18 protein-coding genes and 1 tRNA gene are annotated in these 19,010 nt (G+C 73.6%); 5 read left to right on the top strand and 14 right to left on the bottom strand.

Annotation, left to right across the window (positions count from 1 at the left end; genetic code table 11):
- Window positions 1–28 precede the first annotated feature (28 nt).
- Both BEP24_RS02405 and BEP24_RS17350 read left to right on the top strand, forming a co-directional pair.
- Window positions 29–1,051, top strand: coding sequence for a LacI family DNA-binding transcriptional regulator (locus BEP24_RS02405; protein WP_171898702.1), 1,023 nt, complete (start codon window positions 29–31; stop codon window positions 1,049–1,051).
- A 148-nt stretch (window positions 1,052–1,199) separates the two neighbouring features.
- Window positions 1,200–1,349, top strand: a complete 150-nt coding sequence (locus BEP24_RS17350) for a hypothetical protein (RefSeq protein WP_171898701.1) — start codon at window positions 1,200–1,202, stop codon at window positions 1,347–1,349.
- A 148-nt stretch (window positions 1,350–1,497) separates the two neighbouring features.
- Here BEP24_RS17350 and BEP24_RS02400 read toward each other — a convergent pair.
- The 3 genes from BEP24_RS02400 to BEP24_RS02390 form a co-directional block, all read right to left on the bottom strand.
- Window positions 1,498–1,571: transfer RNA gene (locus BEP24_RS02400), tRNA-Pro, on the bottom strand.
- Between the two features lie 132 nt (window positions 1,572–1,703).
- Window positions 1,704–2,486: a hypothetical protein gene (locus tag BEP24_RS17785; RefSeq protein ID WP_065959869.1), complete on the bottom strand. Its 783-nt coding sequence runs from the start codon at window positions 2,484–2,486 to the stop codon at window positions 1,704–1,706.
- Window positions 2,474–3,322 carry an endonuclease/exonuclease/phosphatase family protein gene (locus BEP24_RS02390; RefSeq protein WP_065959868.1) on the bottom strand — a complete coding sequence of 283 codons (849 nt, stop codon included), beginning with the start codon at window positions 3,320–3,322 and terminating at the stop codon, window positions 2,474–2,476. Before BEP24_RS02390 ends, BEP24_RS17785 begins: the two co-directional genes overlap by 13 nt.
- A 140-nt stretch (window positions 3,323–3,462) precedes the next feature.
- On the opposite strand from BEP24_RS02390, the gene BEP24_RS02385 reads away from it, so the two are divergent.
- Entirely contained in the window at window positions 3,463–4,197 is a 735-nt protein-coding gene (locus BEP24_RS02385) for an SGNH/GDSL hydrolase family protein (protein WP_065959867.1), read from the top strand.
- A 129-nt stretch (window positions 4,198–4,326) separates the two neighbouring features.
- Complete coding sequence (locus BEP24_RS02380) at window positions 4,327–6,456, top strand: ATP-dependent DNA helicase RecQ (protein ID WP_065959864.1); 2,130 nt, start codon at window positions 4,327–4,329, stop codon at window positions 6,454–6,456.
- 546 nt (window positions 6,457–7,002) lie between these two features.
- Here the strand turns inward: BEP24_RS02380 and BEP24_RS02375 are convergent.
- From BEP24_RS02375 to BEP24_RS17915, 6 genes are all read right to left on the bottom strand, one after another.
- The gene (locus tag BEP24_RS02375) at window positions 7,003–7,872 is read right to left on the bottom strand and encodes an oxidoreductase (protein WP_065959862.1); all 870 of its coding nucleotides are present in this window, start codon (window positions 7,870–7,872) and stop codon (window positions 7,003–7,005) included.
- Between the two features lie 79 nt (window positions 7,873–7,951).
- Window positions 7,952–8,476, bottom strand: coding sequence for a hypothetical protein (locus BEP24_RS02370; RefSeq protein WP_253181537.1), 525 nt, complete (start codon window positions 8,474–8,476; stop codon window positions 7,952–7,954).
- Between the two features lie 173 nt (window positions 8,477–8,649).
- Window positions 8,650–10,173, bottom strand: coding sequence for a ribosome biogenesis GTPase Der (gene der, locus BEP24_RS02365; protein WP_065959859.1), 1,524 nt, complete (start codon window positions 10,171–10,173; stop codon window positions 8,650–8,652).
- Between the two features lie 182 nt (window positions 10,174–10,355).
- Window positions 10,356–11,039, bottom strand: coding sequence for a (d)CMP kinase (gene cmk / locus BEP24_RS02360; RefSeq protein WP_253181540.1), 684 nt, complete (start codon window positions 11,037–11,039; stop codon window positions 10,356–10,358).
- 182 nt (window positions 11,040–11,221) lie between these two features.
- Window positions 11,222–12,340 (bottom strand): prephenate dehydrogenase, encoded by a 1,119-nt coding sequence (locus BEP24_RS02355; protein ID WP_253181536.1) that lies wholly within the window; start codon window positions 12,338–12,340, stop codon window positions 11,222–11,224.
- Between the two features lie 19 nt (window positions 12,341–12,359).
- Complete coding sequence (locus tag BEP24_RS17915; RefSeq protein ID WP_065959940.1) at window positions 12,360–13,115, bottom strand: pseudouridine synthase; 756 nt, start codon at window positions 13,113–13,115, stop codon at window positions 12,360–12,362.
- Between the two features lie 234 nt (window positions 13,116–13,349).
- On the opposite strand from BEP24_RS17915, the gene BEP24_RS17910 reads away from it, so the two are divergent.
- Window positions 13,350–14,654, top strand: coding sequence for a hypothetical protein (locus tag BEP24_RS17910; protein ID WP_253181534.1), 1,305 nt, complete (start codon window positions 13,350–13,352; stop codon window positions 14,652–14,654).
- Here BEP24_RS17910 and BEP24_RS02345 read toward each other — a convergent pair.
- The 5 genes from BEP24_RS02345 to priA all read right to left on the bottom strand — a co-directional run bounded on the left by BEP24_RS02345 (window position 14,557) and on the right by priA (window position 18,840).
- On the bottom strand, window positions 14,557–15,306 hold the full coding sequence (locus BEP24_RS02345) for an SMC-Scp complex subunit ScpB (protein ID WP_083230007.1): 750 nt from the start codon (window positions 15,304–15,306) through the stop codon (window positions 14,557–14,559). The two genes, BEP24_RS17910 and BEP24_RS02345, sit on opposite strands and share 98 nt — an antisense overlap.
- Entirely contained in the window at window positions 15,296–16,069 is a 774-nt protein-coding gene (locus BEP24_RS02340) for a ScpA family protein (protein WP_171898700.1), read from the bottom strand. Before BEP24_RS02340 ends, BEP24_RS02345 begins: the two co-directional genes overlap by 11 nt.
- A gap of 61 nt (window positions 16,070–16,130) precedes the next feature.
- Entirely contained in the window at window positions 16,131–17,009 is an 879-nt protein-coding gene (locus tag BEP24_RS02335) for a ParA family protein (protein WP_065959856.1), read from the bottom strand.
- Between the two features lie 207 nt (window positions 17,010–17,216).
- Window positions 17,217–18,089, bottom strand: a complete 873-nt coding sequence (locus BEP24_RS02330) for an SseB family protein (RefSeq protein WP_065959854.1) — start codon at window positions 18,087–18,089, stop codon at window positions 17,217–17,219.
- A 4-nt stretch (window positions 18,090–18,093) separates the two neighbouring features.
- Window positions 18,094–18,840, bottom strand: coding sequence for a bifunctional 1-(5-phosphoribosyl)-5-((5-phosphoribosylamino)methylideneamino)imidazole-4-carboxamide isomerase/phosphoribosylanthranilate isomerase PriA (priA, locus tag BEP24_RS02325; RefSeq protein WP_065959937.1), 747 nt, complete (start codon window positions 18,838–18,840; stop codon window positions 18,094–18,096).
- Between the last annotated feature and the right edge of the window lie 170 nt (window positions 18,841–19,010).

Genomic DNA, 19,010 nt, shown 5'->3' with positions numbered 1-19,010 from the left:
GAGTGCGCGACGCGTCACGCTCTCCGACGTGGCGCAGCAGGTCGGCCTGTCGAAGGCCGCGGTCTCCCAGGTCCTGAACGACCACCCCGCGTCACGGGTCTCCGCCGACGCGGCAGCGCGCATCCGAGCTGCGGCCGGCGAACTCGGGTACCGCCCGAACCTCACGGCCCGCTCGCTCACGACCCGGCGGTCGGGCGTCATCGGACTCGTGTCCGAGGCGATCACCACCGACCGCTTCGGCAGCGGCATGATCCGCGGTGCCCTGGCCGAGGCGAAGCGCCAGGGCCACGTGCTGTTCATCACCGAGACCGAGGACCAGCAGGACGCGATGGCCGCGGCGTTCGGCGTGCTCATCGACCACCAGGTCGACGGCCTCGTGTACGCCTCCATCCGCCCGCACCCGGTCGACCTGCCCGACGTCGGCGGCGGCATCCCGACCGTGATGCTCAACGCCGTCGCCACCCGCCCCACCACGACCGTGCTCGCCGACGAGCGCGCCGGTGGCGAGGAGATCGTCCGCCTGCTCCTCGGGGCCGGCCACACCGACGACGTCGTCGTGATCGGTCGCGACCGTGCGAGCTCGGTCGAGTGGAGCACCGCCGCGATCGAGCGACGCCTGGACGGGATCACGACCGCGCTCGACGCCTACGGGGTCGTCCCCGTCGCCGAGGTCGACTGCCACCCGTGGGACCCCGACCACGGGTACGTCGCGATGCGGGACCTGCTCGCGGGCGGTCGGCGCCCGGCGGCCGTCATCGCGCTCAACGACCGCCTGGCGTTCGGGGTGTACCGCGCCCTGGCCGAGGCCGGGATCTCGGTCCCCGACGAGGTCTCGGTCGTCTCGTTCGACGACGACGACATCGCGCTCTACCTCGAACCGACCCTGACGACGGCGGCCCTGCCGTACGAGGAGATGGGCGCCCTGGCCGTCCGCCTGCTGCTGCAGCCGGACATGGCGCCGGACGAGCACCTCGTGCCGATGCCCGTCCGGGTTCGCGGTTCGGTGTCGGCGGTGCCGCAGGGCATCCGGTCGTTCGACCGGCCGCACTGACCCCGCACGGTTCGATCTCAACGGCGGCTATCGTGCTGCGACGAGAGCGGACCGCGAGTGCGCCAGGACGGAGACGACCACGTGCTGAGGCGCAAGACGACGCTGGCGGTCCTCACGATCCTCCTGGCCTCGGTGGCGCTCGTCGCCTGTGCCGGCACGCCCACCGGGAAGCGACGGGCACCTCTTCGCCGTCGCGTACCGGGACTTCGACGGCTTCACCGCGAAGACCTTCTCGCTCGGGTTCTCCACGGGCACGACGGACAAGCCGGAACCGGACCACCGCTTCTCGCGACGCTGACCGCGCTCGGACGAACCGGCGCGGACGCCCGTCGGCGGCATGCACCGCTCGACCACACTGCAGCCCGCACGTCCCGTGGACGACGAGAGGCCCGCAGCCATCCGGCTGCGGGCCTCTCGTCGTTGCGGTGTCTCACGACACCTTCCGGTCGGGCTGACAGGATTTGAACCTGCGACCCCTTGACCCCCAGTCAAGTGCGCTACCAAGCTGCGCCACAGCCCGTAGGTCCGCAAGCGGACCGGGAACCCCACGAGTGGGACTCCACCACCCACGTCCGACCGGAGCGTGAGCAGCCCGTCAAGCATAGCGGACCCCGGAGCCCCTCCGCGCCACGGCGCGTCGCGGGCACCCCACTCACCCCCGCCGCGAGCCCTCCGACCGCGTGACGGGCCGCGCACCAGGCCGTCCGGCAGGCCCGGCAGGCCCGGCAGACCCGGCAGGCCCGGCAGGCCCGGCAGACCCGGCAGACCCGGCAGGCCCGGCGGACGCGGCAGGCCCGGCGGACGCGGCAGGCCCGGCAGGCCCGGCAGGCCCCGCGCCAGACCCAGCGGCAGGCCGCACGACCTCCCGCCGGTCCGCCAACCACGGCAGCGCGAACCCGACGAGCAACCCACCGAGCCCGTCCGCCGCCAGGTCGCCGATCGTGTCGTCGTACCCGACGTAGATCCGCGAGTCGACGTAGTTGTGCCCGAGCCACTCCCCCATCTCCCACACCGCCCCGATCGCGAGCCCGGCCGAGAACACCAGGAGCGCCACCGGCACCCGGCCGGCGTCGGGCGCGTGCGGGACGAGCCGCAGGTCGGCCGCGATGACCGCGAGCAGGGCCGCGAGCAGCCCGGTCAGCACGACGTGCACGAACTTGTCCCACAGGAACACCGAGGTGTACCACTCGAGCGCGCTCGACCACCCGGCGAGCAGCACGAGCAGGCACACCGCGACGTCGAACGCCTGTCGCAGGCCGAGCATCCGCGGCAGCACGACCCCGAACAGCGCGAGCGACATCACCGCGAACGACGTGCTCCCCCACCCGATCGTCGCGATCGGCAGGCTCACCAGGGTCAGCGCGCGCACGACGTCGGCGGGCAGGAACCTCGGGCGCAGGAACGTCGTGCCGAGCGTCGCGATCACGGTGTCCACCGCAGGACGGCGTGCACGGCGGCGTGGTCGGACGGCCAGGCGCCGCCGGGTCGCCGCGTCGAGACCGCGGCGCGCTCGACGACGGCGTCGCCGGTCGCCAGCACACCGTCGATGCGCGGCCCTCCGACGCGGGGACTCCCGTAGTGCGGGTACGTCCCGTAGGGCTCGGTGACCGCCCGGGAGGCGCGGCTCCAGGTGTCCGTGACGCCCGCCTCCGCCAGTGCCCGCCAGGGCGCGGAACCGGCCGGGCAGTTCCAGTCGGCCATCACGACGGCGGGCAGGCCGCCGTCCCGCACGATCCGCCCGAGCAGCTGCGCACCGCGCAGCCGCGCCCACGGTGACACGACGTCGAGGTGGGTGGCGACGGCGAGGAACCGGGTCCCGGTCGCCAGGTCGTCGAGCACGGCGCCGACGGCGTGCCGTGGGAAGGCCGTGGCCCACGAACGAGACCCAGGCCGCGAGGGCGTGCGGGACAGTGCCCACGTACGCTGTTCGACGACGCGGACGCGCTCGCGGTCGGTCAGGAGCCCGACCGCCTCGCCGCCACCACGGGCACCGCGCCCGACGACGACCGGTTCCCAGCGCGACCCCGTGCGGGCCGTGAGGTCCGCGACCTGGGTGGGCAGCGCCTCCTGGACGGCGAGGACGGTGGGCGCTTCGGAGGTGACGAGCGCGGCCACCGCGTCCCGTCGTCGTTCCCACGCGTCCGGGTGCCCGGCCGGCCGCGGCACGCGGCGGCGCAGGTTGAGCGTCACGCAGTGCACGGCGGGCGCGTCGACCGGCCCGATGACCGGAGGGTCGGCCGGGTCGTCCGAGGCATTGGGGGCGTCCTGCATGCTCCCTGTCTACGAGACGGCCACCGTCGCGTTCCCAGGACCGCCGCGTGTCCCCCGCTCCCCATGACGCAGGTCAGAGGCTCCCAGCAGTCGTCACAGGAGCCGGGCACCGGCGCGCACACGCATCTACAGTCGATGACGTGCCCCTCACCCGTCCGTTCCTCGCCGCCGTGGTCGTCACGGTCGCGGTGTCCGTGCTCGGCGTGGTCGGCTGGCACGCCGCCTCGGGGCACGTCGCCGCCGCGTCCGCGGAGCGCATCGCCTCGGCGAGCCCGACGGCGTCACCGACCCCGACCCTCGCGCCCTTCACGATCGACTCCGACGTCGTGGTGATCGGCGACTCGATCATGGCCGGGTACGGCCTCGACGACGCCGCGGACGCCTGGCCGGCGGTCCTCGGGCAGCAGACCGGCGCGCAGGTCGCGAACGACTCGTGCAGCGGCGCTGGCTTCGTCTCGGTCGGCGACTGCGGCACCGACTTCGCCGGACTGGTGCCGCGCGCCGTCACTGCGAAGCCCGAGCTCGTCGTCGTGCAGTCCTCCGACAACGACTTCGACTCCGACCCGACGACCGTCGCACAGGCGACGCAGCAGACCGTCGCGCAGATCCACCAGGCGATGCCGGGCGCCACGATCGTCGGGCTCAGCACCCTGTGGGACCAGCCCGGCGACGTGCCCGCCGAGGTCGCCCAGACGAGCTCGGCGCTGCAGCAGGCGGTGACGAGCGTCGGTGGCACGTACATCGACGTCGGGCAGCCGCTCGCCGGGCACGCCGACTGGCTGCAGGCGGACAGCGAGCACCCGACGGTCGCGGGGCAGCAGGTGCTCGCGGCGACGTTCCGGGCAGACCTGGAGCGGGCGGGCTTCCACCTCTGAGGGCTGCGGCCGCGGCTTCGGCTGCTGGTTCGGCAGCGTCGTCCTCCACAGCTCGCTGGGCGGTCGGTTCCGTCCACAGCCGGGAGGCGCGACATGCGTCGCGTCGGCGGGTCCTGACAGCATGGGGGCATGGAACCGACCGCCCCGCCCTCCGCAGACATCGCCGCCGAGGCCCAGCAGGCGCTCGCGGCGCTCACCGGCCGCGCCGACGCGGTGTTCCACCCCGGACAGCTCGAGGCGATCTCGGCCCTCGTCGAGCACCGGCAGCGGGCCCTCGTCGTGCAGCGCACCGGGTGGGGCAAGTCCGCCGTGTACTTCCTCGCCACGCTGCTGCTGCGGCGCCGCGGGGGTGGCCCGACCGTCCTCGTCTCGCCGCTGCTGGCGCTCATGCGCGACCAGGTGGCCGCCGCAGCACGCGCGGGCGTCCGTGCGGTGTCGATCAACTCCGCGAACGCGCACGAGTGGTCCGACACACAGGCGGCGCTCGCCCGTGACGAGGTCGACGTGCTGCTCGTCTCCCCGGAACGCCTCAACAACCCGCGGTTCCGCGACGAACAACTCCCGACGCTGATCGCGCGGATGGGCATGCTCGTGGTCGACGAGGCGCACTGCATCTCCGACTGGGGGCACGACTTCCGACCCGACTACCGCCGGCTCGCCGAGCTCATCCGGTCGCTGCCGCACGGGGTGCCCGTCCTCGCGACGACGGCGACCGCCAACGAGCGCGTGGTCGAGGACGTCGCCGAACAGCTCACCGCCGGCCCCGACGACCCGGTGTTCACGATCCGCGGGTCCCTGGCGCGGTCGTCGCTGCGGCTGGGCGTGCTGACCCTGCCCGATGCCCGCCAGCGGCTCGGGTGGCTGCTCGCGCACCTCGGCGACCTGCCGGGCAGCGGCATCATCTACACGCTCACCGTCTCGGCGGCCGAGGACATCGCCCGCCTCCTGCGCGACAACGGGTACGCGGTGCGGGCGTACACGGGCCGCACCGACACCGAGGAACGCGAGCAGCTCGAACAGCAGCTCAAGGGCAACGAGCTGAAGGCCCTCGTCGCCACGAGCGCGCTCGGCATGGGCTTCGACAAGCCCGACCTCGGCTTCGTGGTGCACGTCGGGGCGCCGTCGTCGCCGGTCGCCTACTACCAGCAGATCGGTCGCGCCGGCCGCGCCACCGACAACGCCGACGTCCTGCTGCTGCCCGGGCGCGAGGACCGTGAGATCTGGCAGTACTTCGCGAGCGCGTCGATGCCGACCGAGTCCCGCGCTGCCGCCGTCCTCGGCGCACTGTCGACCGACTCGGCGATGTCGACCGTCGCGCTCGAAGGGCTCGTCGACATCAAGCGGTCCACGCTCGAACTCCTGCTCAAGGTGCTCGACGTCGACGGCGCGGTGCGACGGGTCGCCGGCGGCTGGGTCGCGACCGGGCAACCGTGGGAGTACGACGCCGCCCGGTACCAGCGGGTCGCCGCGGCGCGCGAGGCCGAGGCAGCCTCGATGCTCGACTACGAGTCGACTTCGGCGTGCCGCATGCAGCTCCTGCAGCAGGACCTCGACGACCCGTCGGCGGAACCGTGCGGGCGGTGCGACAACTGCGCCGGGGTCTGGTTCCCGACGGCGGTGTCCGACTCCGACGCCTCGGGAGCGGCCGCGGCGCTCGACACCGTGGGCGTGGAGATCGCACCGCGGGCGCAGTGGCCGTCGGGCATGGCGTCCCTCGGCGTCCCGGTGAAGGGCCGCATCCCGGCCGGTGAACTCGTCGAACCCGGGCGTGCCGTCGCCAGGCTCACCGACCTCGGCTGGGGCGGCCCGCTGCGTGCGCTGTTCTCGCCGTCGACGCCCGACGCCCCGGTGTCGCGCGAACTCGTCGACGGCTGCATCCGGGCGCTCAAGGACTGGCCGTGGGCCGTGCGCCCGACCGGCGTCGTCGCGATGAGCTCGCGGTCCCGGCCGGAGCTCGTCGGGTCCCTGGCGCAGGCACTGTCCTCGATCGGGCGGTTGCAGTTCCTCGGGACGCTCGGGCGCAACGGCGGTGAGCCGCGCGGGGACGGTGCGACGAACAGCGCCTACCGGTTGTCCGGCGTCTGGGACACGTTCGTGGTCGACCCCGCACTGGCATCGGCGTTGCAGGCGCACGAGGGCCCGGTGCTCCTGGTCGACGACCTGGTCGACAGCCGCTGGACCGTGACCGTCGCGGGCCGCGAGCTCCGGCGGGCGGGAGCGGACGCCGTGCTGCCGTTCGCCCTCGCGACGGTGGCCTGAGCCCGGCGGTCCCGGCTGCGCGCCACCAGTGGCAGCGCGCCACCCGCGGTCCTCGTCGGTCGCGCGGCTCCCGCCGTCCCGCGGCGCGAGATGCTCCCGAACAACGAAAAGCACGTCGCACCACGTAATCGCGTGGCGCGACGTGCTTTCGCTTGTGCGGACGTTCGCACGGCCGCATGCGCCGCCCGGCGACCGCCGCCCCGTGACCGCCGGACCGCTCCCGCCGTCCCGCCGTCCTTCGATCCCGCGTCGGCCCGGCGGCCGTCCCGCTCTTCAGCGGCGCGGAATGCTTCCGAACAACCGGGAGCACGTCGCACCACGGAATCGCGTGGCGCGACGTGCTTTCGCTTGTGCAGACGTCCGCACGGCCGTGCGTACCGCCCCCGCGCACCGTCATGACCGTCCCGCGGCGCGGAGTGCTCCCGCACAACCGGGAGCACGTCGCACCACGGAATCGCGTGGTGCGACGCGCTTCTGGTTGTGCGGACGTCGGTGCCGGGCCGTTCCACACCGGCGCAGGCGACCGGCACCCGCGCCCCCGACGCGTCAGGCGGCGCCGATGGCGTCCAGCTCGGCGAGCGCGTCCGCCGGCAGGGTGATGCCCGCGCCGGCGACGTTCGCGCGCAGGTGCTCGACCGACGACGTGCCCGGGATGAGCAGGATGTTCGGCGAGCGCTGCAGCAGCCAGGCGAGCGCGACCGACAGCCGCGACTCCCCCAGGCGCTCCGCGACGGTGTCGAGCGCGCTCGACTGGATGGGCGAGAACCCGCCGAGCGGGAAGTAGGGCACGAAGGCGATCCCCTCGGCCGCGGTCAGGTCGACCAGGTCGTCGTCGGCTCGCTGCGCGACGTTGTACATGTTCTGCACGCACACGACCGGAGCGATGGCGAGCGCCTCGACGAGCTGCGCGCCGGTGACGGTCGACAGGCCGAGGTGCCGGATGAGCCCCTGCTGCCGGAGTTCGGCCAGCGCCTCGAACTGCGGCGCGATGCTGCCGGGCTCGGGCGCGTCGAAGCCGCCGACGCGGAGGTTGACGACGTCGAGCTGCTCGACGCCGAGACGCTCGAGGTTCGCGTGCACGTCCTCGACCAGCTGCTCGGGCTTCCGCGCCGGCGGCCACTGTCCCTTCGCGTTCCGCCGACTGCCGACCTTCGTGACGATGTGCAGGTCGTCCGGGTACGGGTGCAGGGCCTCGCGGATGATCTCGTTCGTGACGTGCGGGCCGTAGAAGTCCGCGGTGTCGATGTGCGTGACCCCGAGCTCGACGGCGGTGCGGAGGACCCGGACGGCTTCGTCGCGGTCCTCGGGCGGTCCGAAGACCTGCGGGCCCGCGAGCTGCATGGCGCCGTAGCCGAAGCGGGTGACCTCGAGGTCGCCGAGGTCGTACGTGCCCCCGGGGAGCGTGTCGTTCGTCATGCGTCGACCCTGCTCCGCGCGCCTCGGACCCACCTGGCTCCCGTTGTCCCCTGGTCGTCGCGGGCGTGCTCCGCGACGACTAGTGCCGACCCGTCACCCGCGCGCGGTCCGGCTTCGGGAACGTCGATCGCATGTGGTCGCTCGTCAGGACGTCGCCGATCCCGATCATAAGCAGCGAGAAGACGATCTGCTCGATGACCATCCAGAACGGGTAGAGCCCGGGGATCGCTGCGACGACGAGCGTCACGATCGGGAAGATCCGGCTGAAGAGCCGCACTCGCTGGTACGCCCAGTAGTAGCCCAACTGCGCGCGCCACGCGAACACGTAGAGCGTCAGGGTGATGAGCAGCACCACGGTCGCGCGGAACCACACCGCCCATGCGACGGTCTCACCCGCACGGGTGAGCAGCACGGCGATCACGATGGCGGCGAGCCCGACGACGGTCTCACCGACGAGCAGCCAGCGGATCCACCGGAACGACCGCACGGTGTCGGGGTGGGCGAGCATGTCCTCGCGGATGACGTACTCGGCCTGGCGACCGCCGGCCAGGCGGTCGAGGTGCAGCCGACACCACAGACGGTCGGCGAGGACGGGGAGACGCACGAGTCCATGGTGCCGCATCCGGCGGGGCGGTCCGACACCGCGCCTCCCGTCCGCCGCGCACCCGACGTTCGCAGACCACGCAGACGACCGCGGTCCACCGCCCGCCGCCCGGACGACGACGGCGAGTGACGGGATGACCGCCACTCGCCGTGTCTCGTCCGGATCCGCTCGGATCAGGTGCGCTTCCGGCGCTCGCGCACCCGCATGTTCACGTTGATCGGGGTACCCGAGAAGCCCCACACCTCGCGCAGACGGCGCGTGATGAAGCGGCGGTACTGCGGGTCGAGGAACGCCGACGTGAACAGGACGAACGTCGGCGGCTGGCTCGACGCCTGGGTCCCGAACAGGATGCGGGGCTGCTTGCCGCCGCGGACCGGGTGCGGGTGCTCCTGCACGAGCTCGGCGATGAAGGCGTTGACCTTGCCGGTCGGGATGCGGGTGTCCCACGACTCGAGCGCGGTCTCGAGGGCCGGGACGAGCTTCTCGAGGTGGCGTCCGGTGCGTGCGGAGATGTTCACGCGCGGGGCCCAGGCGACGTGCGCCAGGTCCTGCTCGATCTCGCGCTCCAGGTAGCGGCGGCGGTCGTCGTCGAGCAGGTCCCACTTGTTGTAGGCCAGGACGAGTGCCCGGCCGGACTCGAGCACCAGGTCGATGATGCGGAGGTCCTGCGTCGACACGGGTTCGGTGACGTCGAGCACGACGACCGCGACCTCGGCCTTCTCGAGCGCCGCGGTGGTGCGGAGCGACGCGTAGAAGTCGGCGCCCTGCTGCAGGTGCACGCGCTTGCGGATGCCCGCGGTGTCGACGAAGCGCCAGATCTTGCCGCCGAGCTCGATCTGCTCGTCGACCGGGTCGCGGGTGGTGCCGGCGAGGTCGTTGACGACCACGCGCTCCTCGCCCGCCGCCTTGTTGAGCAGCGAGCTCTTGCCGACGTTCGGGCGGCCCAGGATGGCGACGCGTCGGGGCCCGCCGACCTCCTGCTTGGCGACGGCCGACGTGTCGGGGAGCGTCTTGATGATGAGGTCCATCAGGTCCGCGACGCCGCGGCCGTGCAGCGCCGAGACCGGGTGCGGCTCGCCGAGACCCAGGTTCCAGAGCTCGAACGCGTCGAGGTCGCGACGGTCGTCATCGGCCTTGTTGGCGGCGACGATGACCGGGCGGTCGGTGCCGCGCAGCATCTTCACGACGTGTTCGTCGGTCGCGGTGATGCCGACCGTGACGTCGACGACGAACAGGACGGCGTCGGCGAGGTCGACCGCGACCTCGGCCTGGGCGGCGACCGAGGCGTTGATGCCGCGGGCGTCGGGCTCCCACCCGCCGGTGTCGACGAGGGTGAATCGCTTGTCGTTCCACTCGGCCTTGTACGAGACGCGGTCGCGGGTGACGCCGGGGACGTCCTGGACGACGGCCTCGCGGCGACCGATGATGCGGTTGACGAGCGCGGACTTGCCGACGTTCGGCCGTCCGACGATCGCGAGCACCGGGTAGGCAGGCAGGTAGTGCAGGCCGTCCTCGCCGATGGTGCCGGCGTCGAGGAGCGCGACGTCCTCGTCGTCGAGCTCGTACTCGTCCAGGCCGGCGCGGAGCGCGTCCGCCCGCTGGTCGGCCTCGGCCTCGTCGAGACCGGCGAGCCGCTCACCCAGGGCGTCGTCGTACTCCGGGAAGTCGTCGTTGTCGGGGCTGTCCTGTTGGGCCATGTCGTTTCCTCGTGTGCGGTCGGGCCGCGGTGTCGGTGGCCGTTCCCGGCCGGGCCGGTCCCCCGGCCGTGGTGGCCGGGGAACCGGTCCTGGTGACCGGCTGCCCGGTCCTGGTGACCGGACTGCCCGGTCCTGGTGACCGGCTGCCCGGTCGTGGTGACCGGACGGCGCCCGGTCTCGCGTCAGTGCGTGGCCGCTCGGGCCAGGTCGACGACCGCCTGGACGGTCTGGTCGAAGTCGAGGTCGGTGGAGTCGAGCGTCGTGACACCGTCCGCGGCGTTCATGAAGTCGACGACCTTCGCGTCCGCCGCGTCGCGTCGGGCGAGTGCGGCGGAGGTCTCGGCGGCCGACTGGGTCGTGACCTCAGCCGAGCGTCGGGCCATCCTAACCGACTCGTCGGCGGTCAGCAGGATCCGGACCTCGGCGTCGGGTGCGACGACGGTCGTGATGTCGCGTCCCTCGGTGATGATGCCCTGCGCGTCGGCCTTCCGCATGACCTGGCGGAAGAGCTGGACGAGCCGCTCGCGGACCTCCGGGAGCTTCGCGATGTGGGCGACGGCTGCGGTGACCTCGGGCGTGCGGATCGCGTCGGTCACGTCGGTGTCGCCCACGCGGACGAAGTAGTCGTCGGGGTCGGTGCCGATCGCGTAGTCGAAGGTGTCCCAGCTCGCGAGGACGGCCGCCGGGTCGTCCAGGTCGACGCGCTGCTGCAGCGCGTGCCAGGCGAGGGCGCGGTACGCGGCCCCGGTGTCCTGGTAGCCGAAGCCGAGCACGCGTGCGGCCGCACGGGAGACGCTCGACTTGCCGCTGCCGGCCGGGCCGTCGACGGCGATGACGGTCTTCGCGACGAAGGCACCCGCGGGCAACCCGGACGGGACCGGGGCGCTCGTCGAGCCGGGCTCGCCGCCGCCCTGCCCGTCCAGCCCACCGGCGACGTCGCCGCCGCCGAGCGGCCCGGTGGGGTTCCCCGGTGTCGGCAGCCCGGTGTCGGGCCCGTCCGGACCGCCGGTGACGCCGGAGTCGTGCGCGGTCGGGGTCGTCTCGTTGTTCAGGCCCATGCTGCTGCGATCCTCCATCCGCGACCCTCGAGTTCCTCGACGAGTCGCTGTTCCTGCTCGGGCACGACCGACACCTCGACGATGCCGATCGGTGCGCCCGGTGAGTGCTCGAGGCGCATGTCCTCGAGGTTGATGCCGATCTCCCCGATGAACGCGAGGAGCGCGGCGATCTGGCCCGGGGTGTCGTCGACGAGGACGACCACCCGGGCGAAGCGCTTCGTGGTGCCGTGCTTGCCGGGCAGCCGCTCGACCCCGCGGTTGCCGGCGGCGATCGTCTCGGCGATCGTTCGGGGCGCGCCCGCGGCGTCCGGGTCGCCGAGCGCCGCGATCACCCGGTCGAGGTCGTCGCGCAGGTCGGTGAGCACGGGGCGGATGTGCCCCGCGTTCGCGCCGATGATCTGCACCCACAGGCCGGGGTCGCTCGCGGCGATCCGGGTGACGTCGCGGACCCCGCCGCCGGCCAGGTCGAGCGACCCGTCCGGTGCCGCCTGCAGCCGCGCCGCCATGAGCGTCGAGACGAGCTGCGGGGCGTGGGACACGTACGCCACCGCGAGGTCGTGCGCCTCGGGGTCCATCGGCACGACCGTCGCACCGACGTCGAGCGCGAGGTCCTCGACGACCGCCGCACGCTGGTAGGAGATCGCGTCGTGCCCGGCGATCACCCAGGGGCGTCCGACGAACAGGTCGGCGCGGGCGGCGGTCGGACCGCTCCGCTCGCGTCCGGCCATCGGGTGCGAGCCGATGTACCGGCCGACGTCGGCTCCGGCGGCGAGCAGCCGCTCGAGCGGTCCCGTCTTGACGCTGGCGACGTCGGTGACGATCGCGCGGGGCCAGGCCGCGAGTTCCCGTTCGACGACCGTCGCCACGACGTCCGGGGGCACCGCGACGACCACGAGTTCGGGGGCGTCGCCGTCGGCGGGGCGTCGGCCGGCGCCGTAGTCGACGGCGAGCGCGAGGGCTGCGGGCGAGACGTCGTCGAGGACGACGTCCACGCCCTTCTCGCGGAGCGCCAGGCCGATCGACGCCCCGAGCAGGCCGGCGCCGACGATCCGGACCGGTCCGCGGAGGCGTCGGTCGACGTCGGCGGGCACGGCGGGGGTGTCGGTCACCCCGCCAGCCTACCGAGCGTCAGTCCGTCGACTCCTCGTCTGCGTCGTCCTGCGCCGTCCCCTTCGCCTCGCGGGCCATGCGGAGCAGTCCCCCGAGCTCGACCTTGGAGAGCTCGCGCGTCTTGCCGATCGGCAGCGACCCGAGCTGGAGCGGACCGAACGACCGCCGGACGAGCTCGATGACCGGGTGGTCGACCGCCTCGAACATGCGCCGGACGATCCGGTTGCGGCCCGAGTGCAGCGTGACCTCGACCAGGGACTCGCCGCGGGACGACTCGATGAGCCGCACCTTGTCCGCCGCGATCGGCCCGTCCTCGAGGTCGACGCCCTCGAGCAGCCGCTGCACGACGGCAGGGTTCACGTTGCCGTGCACCTTCGCGATGTAGGTCTTGGCGACGCCGAACGACGGGTGGGCGAGCACGTGTGCCAGGTCGCCGTCGTTCGTCAGCAGCAGGAGGCCCGACGTCTCGGCATCGAGGCGACCCACGTTGAACAGGCGCTCCTCGTAGCGGTCGACGTACTCGGACAGGTCGCGTCGGCCGCGCTCGTCCTGCAGGCTCGACACCATGCCGGTCGGCTTGTTGAGGAGCACGTACCGTCGCGAGGAGTCGATCTGCACCGGCAGACCGTCGACGGCGATCTCGTCGGTTGCCGGGTCGACCCGGCGGCCGAGCGCGTCCACGACCTCGCCGTTGACCGTCACGCGGCCCTCGACGATCAGGTTCTCCGCGACGCGTCGGGACGCCACGCCCGCAGCGGCGATCACCTTCTGCAGGCGCTCACCGTCGGCCTGGAGGCTCGCCTCGCCCCCGGCGGTCGACGTCGCCTCGGACGCGTCCCAGTCCGGGATCAGCGGCCGCTCGGGCGTGCCCTCGACCGGCAGTCCGTGCTCGTCGCGGGCGCCCTCCGGGCGCGGCGTCGTGCGGCGGGCGGTGTCGCGCTGCGCCGAGGCGCCCTGGCGGTCGCCGTTGCGCGCCGTCGTGGTGCCGCCGACGTACCGGCGGCCGTTGTGCCAGACCGTGCTGGGGCGCCCGTCGGGCGTGCGACGGTCCTCGCGGGCCGGGTCCCGGCGGTCGTCACGACGGTCGTCGCGGCCGCCCGTGGGGCGACGGTCGCCGCCGCGGTCGTCACGGCCGCGGTACCCACCACGGTCACCGCCACCGGAACGCTCGTCACGGCCGCGGTACCCACCACGGTCACCGCCGCCGGAACGGTCGTCCCGACCCCGGTACCCACCACGGTCACCGCCACCGGAACGGTCGTCACGACCCCGGTACCCGCCACGGTCGTCCTCGCGGCGCACGAAGCCACCACGGTCACCACCGCGTCGGTCGTCCTCACGGCCGACGAAGCGACCGCGGTCGCCGCCGCCGCCGCCGGCACGGTCGTCACGGCCGCGGGAGCCGCCGCCGGCAGGACGCTCGTCACGACCCCGGTAGCCACCACCGGACCGGTCGTCCCGACCCTGGTAGCCACCACCGGCCGGACGCTCGTCACGGCCGCGGTAGCCGCCACCGGAACGGTCGTCCCGACCCTGGTACCCACCACGGTCACCACCGGACGGACGCTCGTCCCGACCCCGGTAGCCACCACCGGCCGGACGCTCGTCACGTCCGCGGTACCCACCGCCGGAGCGGTCGTCACGACCCTGGTACCCACCACGGTCGCCACCGGAACGGTCGTCACGACCCCGGTAGCCACCACCGGCCGGACGCTCGTCACGTCCGCGGTACCCACCGCCGGAGCGGTCGTCGCGGCCCTGGTACCCACCTCCGGCGGAACGCTCGTCGCGCCCGCGGTAGCCGCCACCGGAGCGGTCGTCACGACCCTGGTACCCACCACGGTCACCACCGGACGGACGCTCGTCACGACCGCGGTACCCGCCACCGGCGGGACGCTCGTCACGACCGCGGTATCCGCCACCGGCGGGACGCTCATCACGGCCGCGGTACCCGCCACCGGCGGGACGCTCGTCACGACCCCGGTACCCGCCACCGGCGGGACGCTCGTCACGACCGCGGTAGCCCCCGCCGGAGCGGTCGTCGCGACCCTGGTACCCACCACGGTCGCCACCGGACCGCTCGTCGCGTCCGCGGTACCCGCCACGGTCCTCACCGGGCCGGCCACCCGACCGACCGGAGCCGCCGTCGCGGTCGCGGGGCGCGCCTCCCGACCGTCCTGCGGAGCCGCCGCGCGGCCCACCTCGTCGTCCGTCCTCAAACGCGGCCATCGGGGATCCCTTCGTCCTGCCCGAAGCCGCCCGTTCCGTCCTCCAGGAGTGGAGAGATCAGCGGCAGCTCGTCGAGCGAGTTGATTCCGAGCTGCTGGAGCAGCAGCCCGGACGTGATGTAGTTGATCGCGCCGGTCTCGGCGTCGGTGAACGACTCCTCGATGAGGCCGCGCGCGACGAGCGTGCGGACCACGCCGTCCACGTTCACGGCCCGGATCGAGGCGATCTGTGACCGGGTGATCGGTTGCTTGTAGGCCACGACGGCCAGGGTCTCGAGCGCCGCCTGGGACAGCCGCGCCGGGCGCTCCGCCTCGACGAACTGCTCCACGACGGCGTCGAGCTCCTCGCGCACGTAGAAGCGCCAGCCACCGCCGACCTCGCGCAGCTCGAAGCCACGTCGGACGGTGCCGGCGACGCCGTCGAAGTCGGCGACGAGCCGTTCGAGGGCCTGGCGCACGACCGGGACCGGTGCGCCGACCGCGGCCGCGAGGGCGACGGGCGACTGCGGCTCGTCGGCGATCATCAGGATCGCCTCGAGTTGCCGGTCGACGGGGACGTCGACGGGCGCACGACGGCCCTCGTCGGGGTCCGGCTCGGGTGCGGCATCGGCCCCCGCGCGCAGCTCGTGCTCGATCGCGGCGGCGTCGGCGACCTCGTCCGCTCCCCCGGGTTCGGCACCGGCGCCGCCGTGGCGCGCGACGGCAGCCGCGTCGTGCGGCACGGCGTCATCCGTCATAGTCGGCTCCCAGGTCGGCGAGGCTCTCGTCGGACCAGTCCTCGGCGGTCCACCGGAGTGTCAGCTCCCCCAGCGGTTCGAACTGCTCGAACGAGATCGACGCGTTCCGGTACAGCTCCAGGATCGCCAGGAAGCGAGCCACCACGATACCCGTCTCCGAGACGCCCGCGACCAGTTCGCGGAACGGGACGTCCTCGTCGGCGCGCGTCCGCAGGATCGACACGACGATGGCGGCCTGCTCACGGATGCTGACGAGCGGTGCGTGCAGGTGGTCGAGCCCGACGGTCGGCAGCTCACGCGGCGCGAAGGCGAGCGTGGCGATCGCGGCGAAGTCCTGCACCGACAGGGTCCACACGAGCTCGGGCGTCCGCGCGCGGAACCGTTCCTCCAGGCGCACTCGGCGGACGTGACGGCGGGACTCGGTCAGCCACCGCTCGCCGAACCACTCGGCCGCCTGCTTGAACGCCCGGTACTGCAGCAGTCGTGCGAACAGCAGGTCGCGGGCCTCCAACAGGGCGACGTCCTCGGCGTCGACGAGTTCGCCCTGCGGCAGGAGGCCGGCGATCTTCAGGTCGAGCAGGGTCGCGGCCACGACGAGGAACTCGCTGGCCTCGTCGAGCTCGTCCGCCGACTCCGCCTGGCGCACGTAGGCGATGAACTCCCCCGTCACGGCGCCGAGCGACACCTCGGTGATGTCGAGCTCGTGCTTCGTGATGAGCGACAGCAGCAGGTCGAACGGTCCGTCGAAGTTGCGCAGCCGCACCCGGAAACCGGGCGCCGTCGTGGTGCCGGCCGGCGCGTCGGCCGACCGAGCAGAGGCGGCGTCAGGCGACGGCGCCACGCTGGACGAGCTCCCGCGCCAACTGCCGGTACGCGTGCGCGGCGGCGTGGTCCGGCGCGGTCTGGGTGATCGGGCGCGCCGACACCGTGGCGTCCGGGAACTTCACGGTGCGGTTGATGACCGTGTCGAGCACGCGGTCGTCGAAGGTCTCGACGACGCGCTCCATGACCTCGCGCGAGTGCAGTGTGCGCGAGTCGTACATGGTGGCGAGGATGCCGTCGAGCCGGAGCGCCGGGTTGAGCCGGTCGCGCACCTTGTCGATCGTCTCGATGAGCAGCGCCACACCGCGCAGCGCGAAGAACTCGCACTCGAGCGGGATGAGCACACCGTGCGCCGCGGTCAGGGCGTTCACGGTGAGGAGCCCGAGCGAGGGCTGGCAGTCGACGAGGATCAGGTCGTAGTCGTTCGAGACCTTGCGGAGGACGCTCGCCAGGATCTGCTCGCGGGCGACCTCGTTGACCAGGTGCACCTCGGCCGCGGACAGGTCGATGTTGGCCGGGATGACGTCGAGCCCCGGCGTGTTCGTCGGCTGGATGATCTGGTTCGGGTCCTTCACGGAACCCATCAGCAGGTCGTAGACCGTCGGGATGTCGTGGGTCCGGACCCCGAGCCCCGCGGAGAGCGCGCCCTGCGGGTCGAAGTCCACGGCGAGGACGCGGCGGCCGTACTCCGCGAGCGCCGCACCGAGGTTGATCGACGTCGTGGTCTTGCCGACGCCGCCCTTCTGGTTGCACAGCGCGATGATGCGAGCCGGGCCGTGGCCGTCGAGTTCCTCGGGCACCGGGAACTCGCGCCGGGGACGGCCGGTGGGGCCGACCGCGGGATCGCCGGTTCCAGGCCTGGTCGTCGGGTTCGTGCTCACCCCGTCATGGTACCGGCGACCCGGCACCGCGCCGGGCGCACCGCCGGGGCTTCCGCACGCGCACCGGACGGCACCACCTGCCGACCAGAGCCGGTCCGCCGGGGACGACCCGCGCCTCCCGGCCGGCGGTCAGGCGAGCCGTCCACCGGAGGCGACCCGCGCCGACGGTCGGGCGAGCCGTCCACCGGAGGCGACCCGCGCCGGCCGTCAGGCAGGGCGGAGGGCCACCCGCATGCTGTCCACCCGGTCGGCGATGACGGCGTCCGCCGTCCAACGCTCCTGCAGCCGGCCGACGAGCTGCTGCACCGCCGTCTGGTCGAGCCCCGGCCGCAGCGCGAGCCCGACCGTCAGTTCGGCACCCGCGAACCGGCCGAGCGGGTCCCCCGGCGACAGCTCGACACGGGCGACGGCGTCCTCGCCGACGATCGAGTCCGCGAACGCCTGCGCGACCTCCGGGTCCTCGAAGCAGGGCGTCCACGGCAGGTCCTGCCCGATCGCCCACACGGCCGGCCGGCGGAGCACGAACTCGGTCGGCGCGGTCGGGTCGAGCACGACGAGCTGCGTCTCCTCGCTCGCCGCGGCCATCGCCACGCGCCGCGAGTCCGCGGGCACCGGACGGGCGGCGGGGTCCCAGGACCGCATCGCCTCGGCCGAGGTGAACGCCGGCATGACGCTGCGGCCGTCGGGACCGGCGACCGTGACGATCGACAGCTCCTGGGTCTTGTCGACGAGCCGACCGTCGGGCGTGTGCCCGACGTCGCCGGCCTGCGCGACGAGCGGGATGAGCAGCCGGGCCGAGCGGAGCGCGTCCACCACGCCCCGCTGCGACGCGCCCTGCTGCAACGCGAGGACCGCGGCGACCACGGCGGGGTCGGCCAGGCCGTCGTCGTCGGCGTAGGCCTCGTCGTGGTGGTCGAACGTCCGCCCGGCCCACGGGTTCCCGGCCGAGTCGCCGGCACCACCGGGCGTGTGCGCGTCGTCCGGTGCGGCGGCCCCCGGTGCGCCCGCGCCGGCGGCGGTCCCCGATGCGTCCGCGCCGGCGTCGGGACCGGTGCCGCGGCCGTTCGAGATGCCCGCCACGGCGTTACTCCCCGGCGACGTCGAGGGCGGCCGGCAGGGTGAACGCGCCCGAGTAGAGCGCCTTGCCGATGATGGCGCCCTCGAGGCCGTGCGGCACCAGCTCGCGCAGCGCACGGAGGTCGTCGAGCGTCGAGATGCCACCCGAGGCCACGACGGGCTGGTCGGTGCGGTCGCAGACCTCGCGCAGCAGGTCGACGTTCGGGCCCTGGAGCGTGCCGTCCTTCGTGACGTCGGTCACGACGTAGCGCGAGCAGCCGGCGGCCTCGAGGCGGTCGAGCACCTCCCACAGGTCACCGGCGTCCTCGGTCCAGCCGCGGCTCGCGAGCGTCGTGCCGCGGACGTCGAGGCCGACCGCGATCTGGTCGCCGTACTCACCGATCACCCGGGCCGCCCACGCCGGGTCCTCGAGCGCCGCGGTGCCGAGGTTCACCCGGGCCGCCCCGGTCGCGAGGGCCGCCTCGAGCGAGGCGTCGTCGCGGATCCCGCCGGAGAGCTCGACCGACACGCCCTCGACCTCGCGGACCGCCTTCGCGATCAGGCGGCGGTTGTCGCCACGGCCGAACGCCGCGTCGAGGTCGACGAGGTGGATCCACTCCGCGCCCTGGTCGCGCCAGGTGCGGGCGGCGGCGACCGGGTCGCCGTACGACGTCTCGCTGCCGGCCTCGCCCTGCGTGAGGCGGACGGCCTGGCCGTCGACGACGTCGACGGCGGGGAGCAGGACGAGGGGCGGGGTCGCGGTGAGGTCGGTCATGGTCCTGTCGGCTCCGGTGCGGTGGGGGTCGGTGGCTGTGGTCGCGGTGGTCGTGCTGGTCGGGCTGGTCGCGGCGGTCGGGCTGGTCGTGGCGGTCGTGCTGGTCGCGGCGGTCGGGCTGGTGTCGGTCTGGAGGCGCGGGTCGCGCTCGTCGCGGCGGTCGCGTGGGC

The organism is Curtobacterium sp. UCD-KPL2560, from assembly GCF_001705035.1.
In the GTDB taxonomy this organism is placed as follows: Bacteria; Actinomycetota; Actinomycetes; order Actinomycetales; family Microbacteriaceae; genus Curtobacterium.
The sequence above is the reverse complement of the archived record's forward strand: the minus strand, read 5'-3'. Positions and strand labels throughout refer to the sequence as shown.

Bases quoted from the DNA above. Each gene is read 5' to 3' on its own strand.
- BEP24_RS02390 (WP_065959868.1), bottom strand. From the start codon at position 3,322: ATGCAGGACGCCCCCAATGCCTCGGACGACCCGGCCGACCCTCCGGTC.
- BEP24_RS02380 (WP_065959864.1), top strand. From the start codon at position 4,327: ATGGAACCGACCGCCCCGCCCTCCGCAGACATCGCCGCCGAGGCCCAG.
- BEP24_RS02375 (WP_065959862.1), bottom strand. From the start codon at position 7,872: ATGACGAACGACACGCTCCCCGGGGGCACGTACGACCTCGGCGACCTC.
- der (WP_065959859.1), bottom strand. From the start codon at position 10,173: ATGGCCCAACAGGACAGCCCCGACAACGACGACTTCCCGGAGTACGAC.
- BEP24_RS02345 (WP_083230007.1), bottom strand. From the start codon at position 15,306: ATGACGGATGACGCCGTGCCGCACGACGCGGCTGCCGTCGCGCGCCAC.
- priA (WP_065959937.1), bottom strand. From the start codon at position 18,840: ATGACCGACCTCACCGCGACCCCGCCCCTCGTCCTGCTCCCCGCCGTC.